This is a genomic window from Micromonospora sp. AMSO1212t (genome assembly GCF_008868145.1).
Classification (GTDB): Bacteria; Actinomycetota; Actinomycetes; order Mycobacteriales; family Micromonosporaceae; genus Micromonospora; species Micromonospora tulbaghiae.
In genome coordinates this window covers 1-18,973 of sequence record NZ_WBKS01000118.1, presented here as the reverse complement: position 1 = coordinate 18,973, position 18,973 = coordinate 1, and the positions used below count along the sequence as shown (strand labels likewise).

The window sequence follows — 18,973 nt, the reverse complement described above, 5'->3', positions numbered from 1 at the left end:
GGGGTGGCGGAGGACGTTTTCTTCTCGGCCTGGGCCTACGCCTACCACGCTCACCCGGGTGCCGGTCAGCTCCTCGATACGGGCGATGTAGCGCCTCGCGTTCTCCGGGAGCTCGTCCTCGGTCCGCGCCTTGGTGATGTCCTCCCACCAGCCGTCGAGCTCTTCGTAGATCGGCGTGGCGTGGTGGAAGTCCGTCTGCGTCATCGGCATGTCGTCGAAGCGCTCACCGTTGATCTCGTACCCGACGCAGATCGGCACCTTGGGCAGGCCGGTCAGCACGTCCAGCTTGGTGACCACCAGGTCGGTGACGCCGTTGAGGCGGCACGCGTACCGGGCCACCACGGCGTCGAACCAGCCGCAGCGGCGCTCCCGGCCGGTGGTGGTGCCGTACTCGTGGCCGACCTTGCGCAGGTGCTGCCCGTTGTCGTCGAACAGCTCGGTCGGGAACGGGCCGGAGCCCACCCGCGTCGTGTACGCCTTGCTCACCGCGATGACCTTGGTGATCGCGGTCGGCGGGATGCCGGCACCCACGCACGCCCCGCCGGCCGTCGGGTTCGACGACGTGACGAACGGGTAGGTGCCGTGGTCCATGTCGAGCATGGTGGCCTGGGCGCCCTCCAGCAGCACGGTCTCGCCGCGGTCGAGCGCGTCCCAGAGCATCACCCGGGTCTCGGCGATGTACGGGCGCAGCCGCTCGGCGTACTGGAGGTACTCCTCGACGGTCTCCTCGACGTCGATCGCCTTGCGGTTGTAGATCTTGAACAGCAGCTGGTTCTTCTCGCGGAGCGCCAGCTCCAGCTTCTTGCGCAGGATGCCCGGGTCGAGCAGGTCCTGCAGGCGGATGCCCATCCGGGCGACCTTGTCGCCGTACGCGGGGCCGATGCCCCGGCCGGTGGTGCCGATGCGGGAGCTGCCCAGGTAGCGCTCGACCACCCGGTCCAGCGCCCGGTGGTGCGGCATGATCAGGTGCGCGTCGCCGGAGATGCGCAGGCGAGACACGTCCACGCCACGCTCGGCGAGCCCGTCGATCTCCTGGAGCAGCACCTTCGGGTCGACCACCACACCGTTACCGATCACGATCATCGCGCTCGGTGACAGCGCCCCGGACGGCATGAGGTGCAGCGCGTACTTCTGGCCGTCCGGCGTGATCACCGTGTGGCCTGCGTTGTTGCCGCCGGAGTAGCGCACGACGTAGTCGACCCGCTCACCCAGCAGGTCGGTAACCTTGCCCTTGCCCTCGTCGCCCCACTGGGCGCCGAGCAGCACGATCGCTGGCATCTTCTCGCCTCCAGAAGGCTCGGGTGCCAGGTGGCGACCGGTCAGCGAGCCCGGGGTGTCAGGCTAACAAGTAGTGACGGCGGGACCAGCAGGGGTTGGTCGGAAAGCAGGAGGCTCCTTCGTGTACGACGTGGTGCTGCTCACCCTCGGCTCGGAGCGGGACGCTCCCGGTGGTGGCTGCGGCAGCGGCGGCGCCTGCTGCGGCGGCGCGGACGACACCGGCTCCGAGACCGGCGAGGAGCGCTGCGAGACGCCGCGCGTACCGGTGCTGGCCTGCGCGGACGAGCTGACCGCCCGGGGTGCCCGGGTGACCACCGTGACCGCCCGGTCGGACTCCGAGATCGACGAGGTGCTGGCCCGCCTCGACGGTCCGCCGCGCGCCGACGGCCTCACCTGGCCGGATTCCGACGGCAAGACCCGGCTGATCGTCGCCACGGCGAGTGACGGTCAGTTGCGCGCCGTCCTGCGCCGGCTGGTCCGCCGGTACGCTCCGCCGCCGAGTCGCCGCCCCGCGGACCTGGCCGACAGCCGTACGGTGCCCGACCTGCCCCCGGTCGGCGTGCTCCCGCTCGATCCGGCCCGATCCGGGACGGCGCGGGACCTGGCGGCACAGCTCGGGCTGCCCCGGGATCCGGCGGGTGTGGCCGCCGCGGTGCTGGACGGCACCGCCCGGCGGCTGGACCTGCTGCGCAACGACGGCGGCTCGGTGACGCTCGACGGAGCGCTGCTCGGCGCCGCCGACGACGCCGGCCGACCGCTGCACTGGCGGGCCCGGGTCGAGGTCGACGGCACGGTGCTCAGCGACGGCTCCGAGCCGATCACCGCGTGCGCGATCGGCAACGCGGGCGGGTACGCGCGCCTGGGCGAGGTGGACCTGCTGGGCGGCCCGGATCCGGCCGACGGGCGGGTGACGGTGGGCGTCGCCGTACCAGTGGTGACCCGGTCGGCGTTGGGCCGGAAGAAGGTCCGGCTGGAGGTGCGCCGGGCGCGGGGCCGCGCGGTGGCGGTGGTGCCCCGCGACGAGAAGGTGCCCTTCCTCGACGACGGCGTCGAGGGCGAGCTGAGCCGCAAGCGCTCCTGGTGGACCGAGCCGGGCGCCTGGGCGGTCTGGACGGGCTGACCTCGGTCGATCCCCACCCGGCTCGCGGCGCTGGCCGGACCGCCTATCCTCGGCGGAAGGAATGGGGAGGAACCGTGGTGCACGAGAACGACGACCGGGCCCACGTACCGGGCCGACCGCAGGTGCCGCAGCGGGACGTCGAGCCGCTCTGGCCGCCGGAGGAGACCGATGCGGCGGCGGCCGCGATCCCGCCGTGGGCGTCGGTGCCCTGGCCGCTTCCGCCGGCCGACGCTCCCACACCCGCGGCGGCGGACGTCCCGGCGCCACCGGCGCCCGCTGTCGATCTGGACCTGCCGTTCACGCTCGACCAGGCGACGGCCGGCCCGTCACCGGCCCAGCCGGTACCGGCGGCGTCCGGCTCACCGGTGGTCTCCGACGCGCCGACGACGCCTGGTGTGCCGGCCACGGCCGGCTCGCCGGCCACGGCGCCGGTGAGCCCGCCCCCGTCCACGTCGCAGGCGGCTCCCGCACCGACGACAACGCCCGCCAACGGCACCACCGGCCCAGGTACCACCGGCTCGGGTTCTGCCGGCTCGGGTTCTGCCGGCGAGGGCGCCGGGAACGGACGGACCACCTCGCCGTGGGCTCAGCCGCCGCAGCGGGCCGGCTCGGACTCCGCCACCACGCCGGACCCCGCCGACGGCACGGCTCCGCCGTCCGACGCAGCGGAGGCCGACAGCACCGTCGCCGGCCGCGCCACCGTGGCGCCGCTCATGCCGTCCGACGCCCTCCCCACCGAGGGCACCGCCACGGGCCGGGCCGCTGTCGCCGGGACGCCGGCCCAGCCGACGCCGGAATCCGGCACGGGACCGGCCGGGCCGGGCGAGCCCGCTCCGGAGTCGCCGCCCCGCCTCGGGCCGTTCCCGCCGTCGCCGGGCGTTCCGGTGCAGCCGTCCGCGTACGGCACCGGCTACCCGTCGCCCGGGTACCCGCCGCAACCCGGCCAGCCCGGGTATTCGCCGCAGCCCGGCCAGCCCGGGTACCCGCCGCAACCCGGTCAGCCCGGCTGGTACCCGCCGCCCGGCTGGACGCCCCAGGCCGGCGTGCCACAGCCGGGCGGCCCGATGCCCCCGCAGGCGCCGGTGTCCGGCCCGGTGGCGCCCCCACCACCGCATCAGCCTCCGGCTCACCCGGAGCAGGGCTGGACGCCGCAGCAGGCGGTGCCCCCGACCGCCGAGGACTTCGCCCGCCGCCGCCAGGCCCGGCCGGTCGACCCGGTGGCCACCATGGGCGTACGCGCGGTGGTCAACAAGATCGGGCTGGTCCGGCTCGCGCCGGGGCGGCACGAGCAGGAGACGAAGCGCGACATCGAGATGGTCCGCCGCAACTTCGGCGGCCTGCGCCAGGTGACAGTGGTCAACCCGAAGGGCGGCGCCGGCAAGACGGTGGCCATCCTGCTGCTCGCCATGACGTTCGGCCAGAAGCGCGGCGGATACGTGCTGGCCTGGGACAACAACGAGACCCAGGGCACCCTCGGCATGCGCGCGCAGCAGGACTTCCACGCCCGTACGGTGCGGGACATGCTGCGCGACCTGGCCCAGTTCCAGGGGCCGCACGGCCGGGTGGGTGACCTGTCGCAGTACGTCCGCTCACAGGGCGAGGGCATGTTCGACGTGCTGGCCTCGGACGAGTCCGCGACCGGTGGCGAGATGCTCACCGCGGCCGCGTTCGCGGAGATCCGTGAGGTGGTCAGCCGGTTCTACAAGCTGATCTTCGTGGACACCGGGAACAACGTCCGGGCGCAGAACTGGCAGGCCGCGATGGACGCCACCGATCAGCTCGTGGTCACCATGTCGGCCCGGAACGACTCGGCCGAGACCGCCGCCCGGATGCTCGACCACCTGGAGCAGAGCGGCCGGCAGCGGCTGGTCCGGCAGGCGGTCACAGTGGTCTCGATGCCGCCGTCGCGCAAGGAGATCGACCTGCCCGCGATCCAGGCCCACTTCGCGGCGCGGACCCGGGCGGTGCTGCTGGCGCCGTACGAGCGGCTCATCGACACCGGCGAGCCGCTGCGGTACGGGCAGCTCTCCTCCGCCACCCGGGACGCCTGGCTGAAGATCGCCGCGTCGGTGGCGGAAGGGTTGTAGGACGGGCGCGACGGCCGACCACCCGAAGGCCGGCCGTCGCGGCAGTGGTCAGTCGCCGGACAGCGCGTCGCCGGCGGCCGGGTCGCAGTCGCGGAGGAACTGGGCGCACCGGGCCGCCTCGTCCGCCTCGCCGATCTCCCCCGCCGCGCGGGACAGCACGTAGAGGCAGCGGAGGAAGCCCCGGTTGGGCTTGTGCGACCAGGGCACCGGGCCGTGGCCCTTCCAGCCGCTGCGGCGCAGCTGGTCGAGGCCCCGGTGGTAGCCGGTGCGGGCGTACGCGTACGCCGTGACGACCTGATCCGCGGCGAGCGCGCGGCCGGCCAGCGCGGCCCAGGCCGCGCTGTAGGTCGGGAAACGGGCCGCGACCTCGGCGTACGCCTCGTCGGTGCCCTGCTCGGCCGCCGCCGCCAGCGCGGCGTCGGCCTCCTCGTGGGTAGGGAGCAGGGTGGCCGGTGGCTCAGGCAACAGGTTCTGCATCGCCCCATTCAACCCGCTTCGCCCTCGGGTACGCGAGGGGCCTCGCCCGTACGGCTGGCTGAACGGCTGAGGGTTTCGTCACGCCTGCGGCTAAAGCACACGTACCCGCGGCCCATGCCGCCGCCGTGGTTCTTGCACTACAAATACAGATCCGGAGCCTCCCCAGGACCCGGTTACGCAGGAGCCCGGCGGCGTGCCCGCCGGGCTCCTGTCGTACCCGCCCCGGTTTCGGCACTTGCCGTGCGGGGGCAGGATGGCCTGGTGCCGACCCCACCGCCCGCGGACGTCATCGAGCCGCACGCGCCCCACGCCAACGAGATCGAGACCCGAACCGCGTTCGAGCAGCGGCTGGCCGGGGGAACCCTGGCCGGCCTGACCGTGCAGGGCCTGCGCCTCGACCTCGACCCGGTTCCCGACCTGCGCGGCGTCGACGTCACCGGCACGCTCTTCGTGGGCTGCCGCTTCGCCGGCCGCGAGGTGGGCGCGGACCTGGTCCGCCGGGGCGCCAACGTGGTCCCGCCGTTCTCCGGGCTGCCGTACCCGACCCAGCCGTCGCACCTCTACACCGCCGACGAACTGGCCGCCGGGTTCGTCGAGGGCGGGTTCGCCGAGATGTACGACACCCGGGTGTACGCGCACTTCCGGGCGCACGGCGGCGCGCTGCCGGACGTGCGCGAGGCGCTCGGTCAGCGACTGCACGACCACGGTGTGGACAACGCGCTGGCCGACGCCACCCGGTCGTGGCTGGCCGCGCACGGGCCGCAGTCGGTGGTGGGTGTGATGGGCGGGCACGCGGTGCCGCGCGGCAGCGTCGCGTACCGGATGGCCGCCGTGCTGGGCTGGGAGCTGGCGCGGGCCGACCGCCTGGTGGTCACCGGCGGCGGTCCGGGCGTGATGGAGGCGGCGAACCTCGGCGCGTTCCTCGCGGCCTGGCCGGCCGAGGAGTTGTCCGCCGCGATCGACGTGCTCGCCGTCGCGCCGGACTTCACCGACCACGACCGGTACACGGCGGCGGCGCTGGCGGTACGCAGGCGGTACGCGGACGGCCCGACGCTGCCGTCGCCCCGCCCGTCGGCGCCCGGCACCGAGTGGGCCCGTTCCGGCGGGCTGGCCATCCCCACCTGGCTGTACGGCCACGAGCCGGCGAACCTGTTCGCGGGCCGGATCGCGAAGTACTTCTCCAACGCCATCCGGGAGGACACGATCCTGCGGCTGGCCCGGGGCGGGATCGTGTTCGCGCCCGGCAAGGCCGGCACCGTGCAGGAGGTGTTCCAGGCGGCCACCAAGACGTTCTACGGCACCGACGGGGCCAGCGGGGCGTACGTCTTCCTGGACCGCGCGTACTGGACCACGGAGCTGCCGGTGGAGTCGCTGCTGCGGCCGCTGTTCGCCGCGTCCCCGTTCGGCGACCTGTCGCACACGATCCACGTGATCGACGACGTCCGCGACGCCGTCCGGGTGCTGACCGCCGGATGAGACACGGAAGGCCGGCACCCGCCCGGGCACCGGCCTTCCGTTCACGCGCGAGGCGTCACTTCATGGTGGTGCCGGTGGAGCGCAGGTGCTCGCAGGCCTCGACCACGCGGGCGGCCATGCCGGCCTCGGCGGCCTTGCCCCAGACGCGCGGGTCGTACATCTTCTTGTTGCCGACCTCGCCGTCGACCTTCAGCACGCCGTCGTAGTTGCGGAGCATGTGGTCCGCGACCGGGCGGGTGAAGGTGTACTGGGTGTCGGTGTCGATGTTCATCTTCACCACGCCGTAGTCCAGCGCCTCCCGGATCTCCGACAGCAGCGAGCCGGAGCCGCCGTGGAAGACCAGGCTGAGCGGCTTCTCCTTGCCGTACTTGGCGCCGACCGCGTCCTGGATCTGCTTGAGCACCTCGGGGCGCAGCTTGACGTTGCCCGGCTTGTAGACGCCGTGCACGTTGCCGAAGGTCAGCGCCGCCATGTAGCGGCCCTTCTCGCCCAGGCCGAGCGCGTCGACCATGGCCAGGCCGTCCTCGACGGTGGTGTAGAGCTTGTCGTTGATGGCGTTCTCGACGCCGTCCTCCTCGCCGCCGACGACGCCGACCTCGATCTCGAGGACGATCTTGCCCTTGGCGGCCTCGGCGAGCAGCTGCTCGGCGATCTCCAGGTTCTCCGCCACCGGCACGGCCGAGCCGTCCCACATGTGCGACTGGAACAGCGGCTCCTGGCCGGCCTTGACGCGCTCCTGCGAGATGGCCATCAGCGGCCGGACGAACTTGTCCAGCTTGTCCTTCGGGCAGTGGTCGGTGTGCAGCGCGATGTTGACCGGGTACTTCTTGGCGACCTCGTGCGCGTACGCGGCGAACGCCACCGCGCCGGTCACCATGTCCTTCACGGACGGGCCGGACAGGTACTCCGCGCCACCCGTGGAGACCTGGATGATGCCGTCGCTCTCCGCATCGGCGAAGCCCTTGAGCGCCGCGTTCAGCGTCTGCGAGGAGGTCACGTTGATCGCGGGGTACGCGTACCGGCCGGCCTTGGCCCGGTCCAGCATCTCCGCGTAAGCCTCGGGGGAAGCGATGGGCATGTCGAACGCTCCTTACTTACCGCTCTCGGCCGTGCAGGCCGCTGTCTTCCATGGGCGCGACCGTTCCGGTCGCTCACGTCCACGGGTGCGCCGGACCGCGCTGTCCACCGCGGGCAGTATCCCGCAGGAGCGTGAGCGGGGCACAACCGGCCCGGACGCCGCTCACCGATTCTCCAGCCGGTCCGGTACGACGACGCTGATCAGCCAGCTCACCACCGCGACCACGATGGCGCCCCAGAAGGCGGCCCAGAAGCCGTCCACGTGGAACGGGAGCTTCAGCACGCCGGCGATCCAGTCGGTCAGCAGGAACAGCAGAGCGTTCACCACGAGCGCGAACAGACCGAGTGTGAGCAGGTAGAACACGCAGCCGAACACCTTGATGAGCGGCTTGAGCACCGCGTTGACCACACCGAAGACCAGTGCCACCACGATCAGGGTGAGCACGTTGTTGCCGGTGTTACGGCCGCTCACCTCCACTCCGGGCACGATCAGCGTCGCGATCCACAACGCGACCGCGGTGATCGCCAGTCGGATCAGGAAGCCCATGCCTCCCATCCTGGCACCGGCCGCGCGCCGGGAGCGGGACAATCGCCGACTCCGCCGTTCCGCCCGCCACCCAGCGGTGGCCCGGAGCAGCCCGTACGGTGGTGGGGACGATGCCCGCACGGAGAACAGGGAGGGACGATGGGTCAGCCCGACGAGGACTTCGCCCCCAGTGACCACCTCGCCCCGGAGGAGCGGGATCTGGAGGCCGAGCCGGCCGACGCGGTCGAGCAGGCCACCACTGTGACCCCGGACGACACCGACGGCGAGCCGCACCGGGGCATGGAGGTCGACGACTGGGACGCCATGGAGCAGGCCCGCGTCGTCACCGCCGACGAGGACGACTACCGCTGAGCCGGCACCCGGTCACCGCAGGGCGGTGACCCGGTCCGGGTGGGCGGCGACCCACTGGGCCAGCCGATCCGCGCGCAACGCGTCCAGGAAACCCGGGGCGAGCGTCGGATCCGGCTCGAATCCGCGACCTGTCCAGTCGTCGAAGTCCACCGGAAAGCTGAGCCCGACCGGCTCGGCGGCGGCAGCGCGGCCGCTCGCGGCCACCAGCGCCGGCAGCGACAGGTCGCCGGTGTCCGCCGTGACGGCCGGTCCGACCCGCAGCAGCAGCCGGCCGAGCTGTGCCGGGTCGGTCACCGTCCCCTGCTCCCGCAGTTGGCGGAGCAGGCCGGCGGCGTAACGCGCCGCGTTGCGGTCCCGGTCCAGCCCGCCGTCGCGCAGGCCGTACCGCTGCCGCAGCAGGTCCACCGCCGCCGCGCCGTTCAGCCGCTGGCATCCAGCCGGGAAACGCCGCTCGGTGTGCACCGAGCGCACCGGCGCGGGCAGGCAGACCGGCACACCGCCGACCGCGTCCGTCAGCTCACGTGCTCCCGGGTACGTGAGCACCGCGCCGGCGTCGACGCGGACCCCGGTCAGCCGGGCGACCGCCTCGCGGGTCGTCCGGTAGCCGGCGGCCAGGTCGGTGCCCGAACCGGCGGCCCGGGAGAACGTCGCGTTGAGCTTCTCCGTCCCGCCCTGCGACGGCACCAGCAGGTCACGCGGGAGCGACACGAGGTAGAGCCGGCTCCGGTCGGCCGGCAGGTGCACCAGCAGGACCGAGTCGGCGCGCCGGCTGCCGGCCGACTGGTCGACGCCGACCAGCAGCAGGTTCAGCGCGCCGGCGGCCTCCGGCACCGGCGTGGGAAGCGCGGGTGCCGCCGTCGGCGCCGGCGGCCGGGGCGCCATCGCTGTGAAACCGACGAGCGCGACGGCCGCGACCGCCAGCGCCGTGCCGGCCAGGCGTACGCGCCGGCGGCGCCGACGGCGACTGATCACCGCCCGGTCGACGGCGACCCGGAGCGGGCCGACGGGCGGGGTCGACTCCTCGATGCGGGCGAACGCGGCCCGCAGCTCGTCCTCGATCATCAGCAGACCTCCACGAGTTCGGCTCGGAGGGTGGCCAGCGCGCGCGAGATGCTGGACCGGACGGTGCCCACGGCGCAGCCGAGGATTTCGGCGATCTCCCCGTCCGGCAGGTCCTCGTAGTAGCGCAGCACCAGGGCGGCGCGCTGCCGCCGGGGCAGCCGGGACAGCCAGGACCGGATCTGGTCCCGGTCCACGGCGGACTGGGCGTGGTCGGTCGGCGCGGGCACCGACTGGTCCGCCTCGCCGCGTAGCAGCACCCGCCGCGCCCACGATCCGCGCCGCCAGTCGATGAACTGGTTGGTGAGCATCCGGCGCACGTACCGCTCCGGGGCGTCGGTACGGGCCACCCGCCGCCAGTTGAGCTGGACCCGGACCATGGTCTCCTGCACCAGGTCCTGGGCCTGGTGCGGATCCCCGGTCAGCATGACCGCGTACCGCAGCAGGGCGCCCAACCGCGCGTCGGCGAACTCCTCGTACGTCACTGCACCTCCCGGTGTCCGATTGATGGACGGTCCCGGGCAGCCGGAACATTGCGGTGGCGCCGATCATCCGTTCGGTCAATATTCATGATGTGGGACAACGCGATCCTTTAAGGAATCTTTAAGCTCCGTGGGCTCCACCTGATCACCCCACGGGAGGACCCCCACATGCTCAGCAACTCCACCCGGCGCTGGCTCGCCGGGTTGGGCGTCGCAGGCGCGTTCGTCGCCGCCTCCGCCACCCCCGGCTTCGCCGCGGATTCCGAGATCAAGCTCGGCGTCTACTTCGGCGACACGACGATCGCCACCGATTCGGACGGCAAGATCGAGTCCAGCACGGTCCACAGCTCGGCCCCGGTCGTGCTGCACGACCTCACCGTCCGCTACGACTTCACCGGCCTCGCCGGCAAGGTGACTGTCGACAAGGATGAGGACACCTCCGCCGACTGCACCTCGCCCTCCGCGAACGTGCTCGTGTGCACGTCGCCGTGGGAGGTGGAGGTCGACGAGTGGGGCCATGGCGGGCTCCTCCCGGTGCAGATCAAGGCCACCGACAAGGCCGCGGACGGCGACACCGGCACGATCAAGGTGACGCTGTCGGCGAACGGCTTCGACGGCGTCTCGCACGAGGCCAAGGTGCGCGTCGGTGAGGGCGTCGACCTGGCGGCCGGCCCGGAGACCAAGGTTTCTGCCGCCCCCGGCAAGAGCTTCACCGCGCCGCTGAAGGTGACGAACGTCGGCGAGACCACCGCCAAGGGCGCCGCCGTCATCTTCTACAACGACTACGGCCTGAACTCCACCAAGCACTACAGCAACTGCACGTACGTCGGCGACGAGCTGCGCACCTGCCGGTTCGACGAGGAGCTTCCCGCCGGCGGTACGTTCGGCGCGACCCTGCCGTACGCGCTCGGCGCGGACAGCATGGCGCCCGGCTCCAAGTACGGCGAGATCATCTGGATGACGCCGAACGAGTTCGAGGACTTCGAGGGCTACCTCGACAACTACGACGTGACCATCGGCGAACCGGGCACCGACGGCAAGCTGACGCTGGCCGAGGTCGCCGGCAAGGCCACGGCGCGGGGCTTCCAGGCCGACCCCCGGCCGGAGAACAACGGCACGTACCTCGAGGTGAAGGTCACCGGCAACAACAGCACCGACCTGGAGGCGCTCGGCGCCGCCGTGACCGGCAAGGCCGGCGCGACGGTCAAAGCGGCCATCGGTCTGCGCAACAACGGCCCGGCCACCCTCGACTACAGCCGTTCCGGCAGCTCGGTCACCTACCTGACCTTCGACGTGCCGAAGGGCACCACCACGACGGCCGTCCCGGAGAACTGCTTCCCGGTCAAGGGCGACGAGTGGGGTGAGCCCGGCCAGCCGGGTGGGCGTCACTACCGCTGCTACTTCGGCTCGCTGCTGAAGGCCGGCGAGACCGTCACGCTCGACTTCGGCCTGAAGATCGACAAGGTGATCGCCAACGACACCGGCCTCGTGAAGATCAACGTGCCGTGCGAGTGCGACGGTGGCTTCTACCGTGACCTGAAGCCGGCCAACGACACCGCCAAGGTCGTCGTCAACGCGGCTGCGGGTGGCGGCGACGGTGGCCAGGGCGGCGGTGACGGCGGCACGCTGCCGATCACCGGTTCCTCGACCGGCCTGATCGCCGGCGTCGGCGCGCTGCTGCTCGCCGCCGGCGCGGTCGGCTACGTGCTGACCCGTCGTCGCAAGACCCGCTTCGTAGCCTGACCCGAAGCACCCCAGGTGCCCCGTCGACCCAAACGGTCGGCGGGGCACCGCCACATAGAAGCCGAACCAACAGGCAGCACAGGTCGACACGACCGGGACCACGTCAGGTTTCCGGGGGAGCCCGGCCCGCGCAGGGATCAAGCCTGACCGCCCGGAGCGGGCCGGGCTCCCCCGGAAACCCCCACGACAGAAACCAGAACAAAGCGAGATCATCGACAAGTGCTGCTGACCCTCACCACGACCCACCGCCCGGCGACCGACCTCGGCCACCTCCTGGTGAAGCATCCGGACCGCGTGCAGAGCTTCGACCTGCCCGCCGGCGCCGCGCATGTGTTCTACCCCGAGGCGGACGAGACGCGCTGCACCGCTGCGCTGCTGGTCGAGGTCGATCCGCTCAAGCTGGGCGGCGGCCGGAAGAACCGGGCGCCGGAGGGCTTCGCGCTCGGGCAGTACGTCAACGACCGCCCGTACGCGGCGTCGAGCCTGCTCTCGTCGGCGCTGGCGAAGGTGTTCCGCTCCGCCCTGCGGGGCGAGTCGCGTGACCGTCCCGAGCTGGCCGCGAGCGCGATCCCGCTGGCCGTACGGGTGCCGGTGCTGCGCTGCCGGGGCGGCGCCGAGCTGGCGGTACGGATCTTCGCGCCGCTGGGCTGGACCGTGACGGCCGCCCCGATCCCGCTCGACGAGACGTTCCCGGAGTGGGGTGACAGCCGCTACGTCGACCTGACGCTGACCGGCACGCTGCGGCTCGCGGACGCCCTCAACCACCTGTACGTGCTGCTGCCGGTGCTCGACGACGCCAAGCACTACTGGGTGGCGCCGGACGAGGTGGACAAGCTGCTGCGCGCCGGTGCCGGCTGGCTGGCCGGTCATCCGGAGCGGGCCCTGATCACGCGCCGCTACCTGGCGCACCGCCGCGCGCTCGCGGGCGAGGCGATGGCCCGGCTGACCGAGTTGCGGCTGGCCGACGAGCCGGCCGCCGACGACAGCATCGAGCCCGCCACCGGAGAAGCCGCGGCGGTGGACGACGTCCGCCGGGCTTCGCTGGCCGTGCGGCGGCGGGAGGCGGTGCTCGCCGCGCTGCGGGACAGCGGCGCGAGCCGGGTGCTGGACCTGGGTTGCGGTGGCGGCGCGCTGCTCACCGCGCTCGTCGCCGACCGGCGGTTCACCGAGGTGGTGGGCGTCGACGTGTCGGACCGGTCGCTCGGCCTGGCCGCCCGGCGGCTGCGCCTGGACCGGCTGCCGGAGCGGCAGCGGGACCGGATCCGGCTGTGGCAGTCCGCGCTGACCTACCGGGACGACCGGCTCCGGGGGTACGACGCGGCGGTGCTGATGGAGGTCGTCGAGCACCTCGACCCGCCGCGCCTGCCGGCGCTGGAGGACGCGGTGTTCGGTCACGCCCGGCCCGGCACGGTGGTGGTGACCACCCCGAACGTCGAGTACAACGTGCGCTACGAGGGGCTCGAGCCGGACCGGTTCCGGCACGCGGACCACCGGTTCGAGTGGACCCGGGCCGAGTTCGCCGCCTGGGTGGAGCGGGTGGCGGCGGCGCACGGCTACACGGCGGTGCTCGGCGGTGTCGGAGACGACGACCCGGAGGTGGGGACGCCGACCCAGATGGCGGTGCTCACCCGCGCCGACCGCGACGAACGCGCCGACCGGCGCAACCGGAACGACAGCAACGACCGGAAGGAGGCGACGAACCGATGACCGTCCTGGACATCCCCGAGCTGGCACTGGTGGCGCTCGTCGGCGTCTCCGGCTCCGGCAAGTCCACGTTCGCCCGGCGGCACTTCGCGCCCAGCCAGGTGCTCTCCTCGGACACGTTCCGCGGCCTGGTGGCCGACGACGAGAACGACCAGTCCGCGTCCGCCGACGCGTTCGACGCGCTGCACCACGTCGCCGCCATCCGGCTGCGGCGGGGACTGCTGACGGTGGTCGACGCGACTAACCTCCAGCCGCACGCCCGCGCCGGGCTGATCCGGGTGGCCCGGGAGCACGACGTGCTGCCGGTGGCGATCGTGCTGGACGTGCCGGAGGCGGTGGCCTGGGAGCGTACGGAGGCGCGCGCCGACCGCACCCACGGCCGGCAGGTGCTCAACCGGATGCGCCGCGACCTGCGGCAGTCGTACGGGCGGCTGGCCCGCGAGGGCTTCCGCAAGGTGCACGTGCTGCGCGGGGTGGAGGAGATCGACGCCGCGGAGATCCGCTACGAGAAGCTGTTCAACGACCGGCGGGAGCTGACCGGCCCGTTCGACGTGATCGGGGACGTGCACGGCTGCCGTACCGAGCTGGAGGCGCTGCTGTCCCGGCTCGGCTACGTGCTGCGCCACGACGACGCGGGCCGCCCGGTGGACGCGGCGCACCCGTCGGGGCGTACCGCGGTCTTCGTGGGTGACCTGGTGGACCGCGGCCCGGACTCGCCGGGCGTGCTCCGCCTGGTGATGGGCATGGTGGCGGCCGGCCACGCGATCTGCGTGCCGGGTAACCACGAGCAGAAGCTGCTGCGCAAGCTGCGCGGCCGGGACGTCCGGCTGACCCACGGCCTGGCCGAGACGATGGAGCAGCTCGCCGCCGAGCCGCCGGAGTTCGTCGCCGGGGTGGAGACGTTCATCGACGGCCTGGTCAGCCACTACGTGCTCGACGGCGGCCGGCTCGTGGTGGCGCACGCCGGCCTGAAGGAGGCGTACCAGGGGCGGGCGTCCGGCCGGGTGCGGTCGTTCGCGCTCTACGGCGAGACCACCGGCGAGACCGACGAGTACGGCCTGCCGGTGCGCTACCCGTGGGCGCGGGACTACCGGGGTTCGGCGATGGTCGTGTACGGGCACACGCCGACGCCCGAGCCGGAGTGGGTGAACAACACCATCTGCCTGGACACCGGTTGCGTGTTCGGCGGGCAGCTCACCGCGCTGCGCTACCCGGAGAAGGACCTGGTGGCCGTCCCGGCGGTGAAGGAGTGGTACGCCCCGGCCCGCCCGCTGGTACCGGTCGCGCCGGCGCGGCCGGAAACCGTGCTGGACCTGGCCGACGTGACCGGGCGGCGGCACCTCACCCACGCGTACGGGTCACTGACCGTGCCGGCCGAGAACGCCGCCGCCGCGCTGGAGGTGATGAGCCGCTTCGCGGTCGACCCGGGCCGGCTGGTGTGGCTGCCGCCGACCATGGCGCCCTGCTCGACGTCGACAGTGGACGGGTTCCTGGAGCACCCGGCCGAGGCGTTCGCCGACTACCGCGCGGCCGGCGTCGACCGGGTCGTCTGCGAGGAAAAGCACATGGGCTCGCGGGCAGTGGTGCTCGTGGAGCGGGAGCCGGGCCGTTTCGGCGGCGGCGTGGTGCACACCCGTACCGGCAGGCCGTTCTTCGGCCCGCCGCTCGACGACGAGCTGCTGGCCCGGGTGCGCGCCGCGGTCACCACCGCCGGCCTCTGGGCCGAGCTGAACACCGACTGGCTGCTGCTCGACGCCGAGCTGCTGCCCTGGTCGGCGAAGGCGGGCGGGTTGATCCGCGAGCAGTACGCCGGCGTCGGCGCGGCCGGGCGGGCCGCGCTGCCGGCGGTGCTCGCCGCGCTGGACACCGCCGCCGGACGCGGCCTGCCGGTGGATGCGCTGCGCGACCGGATGGCCGGGCGGGCCGCCGAGGTCACCGCCTACTCGGCGGCCTACCGGGCGTACGTCCGGCCGACCGACGGGCTGCGCGGGGTGACGCTGGCGCCGTTCGCGGTGCTGGCCGGGGCCGGGGTGAGCTACGCCGACCGCGACCACGGCTGGCACCTGGCGCTGGCCGACCGGCTCTGCGCCGCCGACCCGGAGTTCTTCACCCCGACCCGGCGGCGGGTGGTGGACCTGGCCGACGAGTCGGCGGTGGGCGACGCCACCGACTGGTGGCTGGCGCTCACCGCGGCCGGCGGCGAGGGCATGGTGGTCAAGCCGTACGCGGGCCTGGCCGCCCGTTCACCGAAGGGCACGCTGCTCCAGCCGGGAATCAAGTGCCGGGGGCGGGAGTACCTGCGGATCATCTACGGTCCCGGGTACACCGGGGCGGCGCAGCTCGCCGCGTTGCGCCGCCGTTCGCTGGGACGCAAGCGCGGGCTCGCCCTGCGGGAGCACGGCCTGGGCCTGGCCGCCCTGGACGCGCTGGCCGAGGACGCCCCGCTCTGGCGCCGCCACGAGCTGGTGTTCGCGATCCTCGCCTGCGAGTCCGAGCCGGTCGACCCCCGCCTCTGACGACGACGCCCGGTCCGGCCGAAATGCCGGACCGGGCCGGGGTACCCTGTGTGGCCGTGGACACAGCAGAGAAGACCCGGATGTTCTCCGAGAGCGTGGCGCTGAACCCGCTCGATCCGAAGGACCTCATCCACACCTTCGGCATGATCGGTGTCTGGGTGATCCTCTTCGCCGAGACCGGCCTGCTCGTCGGCTTCTTCTTCCCTGGCGACTCGCTGCTGTTCCTGGCCGGGGTGGCCGCCTCCCCGGTGGCCGACGCCATCTTCGGCGACGGCACCCGCCTGTCCCTGGCCGGGCTGATGATCGGCGGTCCGCTCTGCGCCATCGTCGGCGCCCAGCTCGGGCACTGGCTCGGCGCCCGGTACGGCCGGCGCATGTTCGAGAAGCCCAACTCCCGGCTGTTCAAGCGGGAGTACGTGGAGAAGGCGGAGTACTACTTCCAGAAGTTCGGCCCGGCGAAGGCCGTGGTGCTGGCCCGGTTCATCCCGATCGTGCGGACGTTCCTCAACCCGGTGGCCGGGGTGCTCGGCATGTCGGCCCGCCAGTTCTTCGTGTGGAACGTGGTGGGCGCGGTCCTCTGGGTGGACGGCATCCTGCTGATCGGCTACCTGCTGGCCCGCCAGATCTACGACGCCATCGGCGACAAGATCGACAGGTACATCCTGCCGGTGGTCGCGCTGATCATCGTGATCTCGGTGCTGCCGATCTTCTTCGAGTTCCTCCGCGACCGGCGGGCGCGCAAGCGCGGCGAGGCGGTCGCCGTCATCACCGCGGCGACGGTGGCCGGCACGGTGGAGGCGGCCCGGGAGGGCATCGAGGAGCACCGGCCCGGGCACGGAGACGGCGGGCAGCACCGCCGCTGAGCGCGTACGGACGCCGAAGGCCGGCCCTCGGGCGAGGACCGGCCTTCGACATGACTGCTCCAGCCGGGTCACACGGACGACGGCAGCCGTCACCGTGCGCTGATGGCGCCACCCCTCGCACGCCACCGGTCACCCGGTCGGGACGACCCTCGGTAGGGCCGGCCCGAAAGGTTTCAGCGAGCCTTCTTAGTGGCCCGCTTCCGCGGCGGGGTGAGCAGATCCGCGATCGTGGCGATCGCGGACGGCACCAGCCGGTAGTACGCCCAGACCCCGCGCTTCTCCCGCTCCAGCAAGCCGGCCTCGGTGAGGATTCGCAGGTGGTGGCTGACCGTCGGCTGCGAGAGGCCGAGCGGCGCGGTGAGGTCACACACGCACGCCTCCCCCTCGGGAGCCGACTGGATCAGGCTGAGCAGCCGCAGCCGAGCGGGGTCAGCGAGGGCCTTGAGGACCCCCGCAAGCCGCTCGGCGTCGGCGCGTTCGATCGGCTCGCCGGCAAGCGGCGAGATCTGAGGCATGGTCATTTCAGCCAACGCAGTTCCCACGTATTCCATCCTTCCACCAGCAGCATCGATCCGCCTGCATATCAGCAGATCCGAATCGGCAAACTTTTACGCCACAAGGCCGAGGTCAGCCAACGTATAGGCCGCCCGATAGGGCAATCCGGCGGCTCGCACCGTGTCGCCGGCACCTCGATCAACAATAACCGCCACACCCACCACCTCGGCCCCTGCCTCACGCAATGCCTCGACCGCCGTCAAAACACTTCCACCGGTGGTGGAGGTGTCCTCGACCGCGAGCACCCGCCGCCCGGAGACGTCCGGCCCCTCGATCCGGCGCTGGAGACCGTGGGCCTTGCCCTCCTTGCGCACCACGAAGGCGTCGACCGCACGGCCCGTGCCCGCCGAGGCGTGCAGCATGGCGGCGGCCACCGGATCGGCGCCCAGGGTCAGCCCGCCGACCGCGTCGTACGCCCAGTCGGCGGTGAGGTCACGCATGACCCGGCCGATCAACGGAGCCGCCTCGTGATGGAGCGTGACGCGACGCAGATCCACGTACCAGTCCGCCTCGCGGCCCGACGAGAGCACCACCCGGCCATGCACCACAGCTAGGTCAGTGATGAATTTGCGCAGGTCGTCGTGGTCGCCCATGGCCCAAGAGCGTACTTCGCAAGTCTGAGCGCCGTGCTTCGGGTCTGCCCTGGTCAACCCTGCGGGCGACCGGCGGGTGGCGATGAGCGGCTACGCTGTGCGACCGTCCATCCCGGCCGGCCGCCGAACCGGCCCGGTACGGGCCGCCGCCGGTCAGCCGCGCTGCCGGCCGACCGCACCCCGGGTGTCCCGCCGGAAACCGCGTAGCAGGCGCTTCGGCGCATACCGCAGCCCGGCCACCGCCACCTTGTACTTCCAGTCCGGGACACTCACGAACTTACCTTTATGCAGGTCAAGCAGCCCTTCAGCGACCACATCGTCGGCTCGCAGCCAGGCCCAGGCGGGCAGTCGCGACATGTCGATGCCCGCGCGTTCGTGATTTCCGGTTCGGGTGTAGCCGGGGCAGAGCGCCATCACGCGTACGCCGAGCGGCGCGACGGACTGGCCGATCGATTCACTGAAATTCGTCACCCACGCCTTGCTGGCCGAGTACGTGGATCCCGGCATGGGGACACCGAAGCCGGCAACGGAAGAGACATTTATCACTGCCCCACGGCCTCGCGCGGTCATCGGACCGAGGGCGGCGTGGGTCAGACGCAGCACCGCGAGCACGTTGAGGCGGACCAGCCGCGCCTCGTCCGCCACCGACGAGCGGACGAACGACGTGTTCAGGCTGATGCCGGCGTTGTTGACGAGCAGCTCGATCGGCGTACCGGTGGTCAGCCGTCGTTCGACCGCCGCGCAGCCGTCCTCCGTGGACAGATCCGCCGCGATCGTCTCGGCGTCGCCACCATGACGGCCGGTCAGCTCGGCCGCCAGCGCGTCGAGCCGGGCGGCGTCCCGGGCCACCAGGACGAGGTCCCAGCCGTCGGCGGCGAGCCGGCGGGCGAACGCCTCCCCGATGCCCAGGCTGGCGCCGGTGACCAGGGCACGGCGCCGGGAGGGGTCGGTGTCACCTGTCATCGGCGGTCCTCGGGAGGTGGCGGGAACCCACCCGGCGGCGTCGCGGGCGGTGCGGACGGGGGCGGCGCGGGCCGCTCGTACG

Annotated in this window: 17 protein-coding genes; 8 read left to right on the top strand and 9 right to left on the bottom strand. The window is 72.7% G+C overall.

Annotated features, from left to right (window positions below):
* Window positions 1-1,278, bottom strand: a 1,278-nt coding sequence (locus tag F8279_RS23760; RefSeq protein ID WP_151501117.1) for an adenylosuccinate synthase, incomplete at its 3' end; no start/stop codon positions are given.
* Between the two features lie 121 nt (window positions 1,279-1,399).
* Between F8279_RS23760 and F8279_RS23755 the strand changes: the two genes are divergently transcribed.
* Both F8279_RS23755 and F8279_RS23750 read left to right on the top strand, forming a co-directional pair.
* Window positions 1,400-2,398 carry a diacylglycerol kinase family protein gene (locus F8279_RS23755; protein WP_091414092.1) on the top strand — a complete coding sequence of 333 codons (999 nt, stop codon included), beginning with the start codon at window positions 1,400-1,402 and terminating at the stop codon, window positions 2,396-2,398.
* Between the two features lie 74 nt (window positions 2,399-2,472).
* Window positions 2,473-4,485 (top strand): chromosome partitioning protein, encoded by a 2,013-nt coding sequence (locus F8279_RS23750; protein WP_151501116.1) that lies wholly within the window; start codon window positions 2,473-2,475, stop codon window positions 4,483-4,485.
* A gap of 48 nt (window positions 4,486-4,533) precedes the next feature.
* Here F8279_RS23750 and F8279_RS23745 read toward each other — a convergent pair whose 3' ends face one another.
* Window positions 4,534-4,962, bottom strand: a complete 429-nt coding sequence (locus F8279_RS23745; RefSeq protein ID WP_091414087.1) for a DUF3151 domain-containing protein — start codon at window positions 4,960-4,962, stop codon at window positions 4,534-4,536.
* Between the two features lie 261 nt (window positions 4,963-5,223).
* Between F8279_RS23745 and F8279_RS23740 the strand changes: the two genes are divergently transcribed.
* Window positions 5,224-6,438, top strand: a complete 1,215-nt coding sequence (locus tag F8279_RS23740) for an LOG family protein (protein ID WP_192580756.1) — start codon at window positions 5,224-5,226, stop codon at window positions 6,436-6,438.
* A 55-nt stretch (window positions 6,439-6,493) separates the two neighbouring features.
* On the opposite strand, the gene fbaA is transcribed toward F8279_RS23740, so the two are convergent.
* Window positions 6,494-7,516 (bottom strand): class II fructose-bisphosphate aldolase, encoded by a 1,023-nt coding sequence (gene fbaA, locus F8279_RS23735; RefSeq protein WP_091414083.1) that lies wholly within the window; start codon window positions 7,514-7,516, stop codon window positions 6,494-6,496.
* Window positions 7,517-7,678: 162 nt separating this feature from the next.
* Window positions 7,679-8,062, bottom strand: a complete 384-nt coding sequence (locus F8279_RS23730; RefSeq protein ID WP_073826809.1) for a phage holin family protein — start codon at window positions 8,060-8,062, stop codon at window positions 7,679-7,681.
* 138 nt (window positions 8,063-8,200) lie between these two features.
* Here F8279_RS23730 and F8279_RS23725 point away from each other — a divergent pair, with 138 nt between their 5' ends.
* Window positions 8,201-8,413 carry a hypothetical protein gene (locus F8279_RS23725; RefSeq protein ID WP_091414081.1) on the top strand — a complete coding sequence of 71 codons (213 nt, stop codon included), beginning with the start codon at window positions 8,201-8,203 and terminating at the stop codon, window positions 8,411-8,413.
* Between the two features lie 12 nt (window positions 8,414-8,425).
* On the opposite strand, the gene F8279_RS23720 is transcribed toward F8279_RS23725, so the two are convergent.
* Window positions 8,426-9,475, bottom strand: a complete 1,050-nt coding sequence (locus tag F8279_RS23720; protein WP_151501114.1) for an LCP family protein — start codon at window positions 9,473-9,475, stop codon at window positions 8,426-8,428.
* Window positions 9,475-9,957, bottom strand: a complete 483-nt coding sequence (locus F8279_RS23715; protein ID WP_091414070.1) for a SigE family RNA polymerase sigma factor — start codon at window positions 9,955-9,957, stop codon at window positions 9,475-9,477. Before F8279_RS23715 ends, F8279_RS23720 begins: the two co-directional genes overlap by 1 nt.
* 165 nt (window positions 9,958-10,122) lie before the next feature.
* On the opposite strand from F8279_RS23715, the gene F8279_RS23710 reads away from it, so the two are divergent.
* From F8279_RS23710 to F8279_RS23695, 4 genes are all read left to right on the top strand, one after another.
* Window positions 10,123-11,697: an LPXTG cell wall anchor domain-containing protein gene (locus tag F8279_RS23710; protein ID WP_151501113.1), complete on the top strand. Its 1,575-nt coding sequence runs from the start codon at window positions 10,123-10,125 to the stop codon at window positions 11,695-11,697.
* A 219-nt stretch (window positions 11,698-11,916) separates the two neighbouring features.
* Window positions 11,917-13,404 carry a 3' terminal RNA ribose 2'-O-methyltransferase Hen1 gene (locus F8279_RS23705; RefSeq protein ID WP_151501112.1) on the top strand — a complete coding sequence of 496 codons (1,488 nt, stop codon included), beginning with the start codon at window positions 11,917-11,919 and terminating at the stop codon, window positions 13,402-13,404.
* Entirely contained in the window at window positions 13,401-15,917 is a 2,517-nt protein-coding gene (locus F8279_RS23700) for a polynucleotide kinase-phosphatase (RefSeq protein WP_151501111.1), read from the top strand. The genes F8279_RS23705 and F8279_RS23700 overlap by 4 nt, the downstream gene beginning before the upstream one ends.
* A 23-nt stretch (window positions 15,918-15,940) precedes the next feature.
* Window positions 15,941-16,780 (top strand): DedA family protein, encoded by an 840-nt coding sequence (locus tag F8279_RS23695; protein ID WP_091413810.1) that lies wholly within the window; start codon window positions 15,941-15,943, stop codon window positions 16,778-16,780.
* A gap of 173 nt (window positions 16,781-16,953) precedes the next feature.
* Here F8279_RS23695 and F8279_RS23690 read toward each other — a convergent pair whose 3' ends face one another.
* The 3 genes from F8279_RS23690 to F8279_RS23680 all read right to left on the bottom strand — a co-directional run bounded on the left by F8279_RS23690 (window position 16,954) and on the right by F8279_RS23680 (window position 18,891).
* Complete coding sequence (locus F8279_RS23690) at window positions 16,954-17,331, bottom strand: helix-turn-helix transcriptional regulator (protein ID WP_007454255.1); 378 nt, start codon at window positions 17,329-17,331, stop codon at window positions 16,954-16,956.
* Window positions 17,332-17,388: 57 nt separating this feature from the next.
* Window positions 17,389-17,928 carry an orotate phosphoribosyltransferase gene (pyrE, locus tag F8279_RS23685; RefSeq protein WP_091413808.1) on the bottom strand — a complete coding sequence of 180 codons (540 nt, stop codon included), beginning with the start codon at window positions 17,926-17,928 and terminating at the stop codon, window positions 17,389-17,391.
* A 153-nt stretch (window positions 17,929-18,081) separates the two neighbouring features.
* Complete coding sequence (locus F8279_RS23680) at window positions 18,082-18,891, bottom strand: SDR family oxidoreductase (protein WP_151501110.1); 810 nt, start codon at window positions 18,889-18,891, stop codon at window positions 18,082-18,084.
* Between the last annotated feature and the right edge of the window lie 82 nt (window positions 18,892-18,973).

Bases quoted from the DNA above. Each gene is read 5' to 3' on its own strand.
- F8279_RS23745 (WP_091414087.1), bottom strand. From the start codon at position 4,962: ATGCAGAACCTGTTGCCTGAGCCACCGGCCACCCTGCTCCCTACCCAC.
- fbaA (WP_091414083.1), bottom strand. From the start codon at position 7,516: ATGCCCATCGCTTCCCCCGAGGCTTACGCGGAGATGCTGGACCGGGCC.
- F8279_RS23730 (WP_073826809.1), bottom strand. From the start codon at position 8,062: ATGGGCTTCCTGATCCGACTGGCGATCACCGCGGTCGCGTTGTGGATC.
- F8279_RS23725 (WP_091414081.1), top strand. From the start codon at position 8,201: ATGGGTCAGCCCGACGAGGACTTCGCCCCCAGTGACCACCTCGCCCCG.
- F8279_RS23720 (WP_151501114.1), bottom strand. From the start codon at position 9,475: ATGATCGAGGACGAGCTGCGGGCCGCGTTCGCCCGCATCGAGGAGTCG.
- F8279_RS23710 (WP_151501113.1), top strand. From the start codon at position 10,123: ATGCTCAGCAACTCCACCCGGCGCTGGCTCGCCGGGTTGGGCGTCGCA.
- F8279_RS23700 (WP_151501111.1), top strand. From the start codon at position 13,401: ATGACCGTCCTGGACATCCCCGAGCTGGCACTGGTGGCGCTCGTCGGC.
- F8279_RS23695 (WP_091413810.1), top strand. From the start codon at position 15,941: ATGCCGGACCGGGCCGGGGTACCCTGTGTGGCCGTGGACACAGCAGAG.
- F8279_RS23690 (WP_007454255.1), bottom strand. From the start codon at position 17,331: ATGGAATACGTGGGAACTGCGTTGGCTGAAATGACCATGCCTCAGATC.
- pyrE (WP_091413808.1), bottom strand. From the start codon at position 17,928: ATGGGCGACCACGACGACCTGCGCAAATTCATCACTGACCTAGCTGTG.
- F8279_RS23680 (WP_151501110.1), bottom strand. From the start codon at position 18,891: ATGACAGGTGACACCGACCCCTCCCGGCGCCGTGCCCTGGTCACCGGC.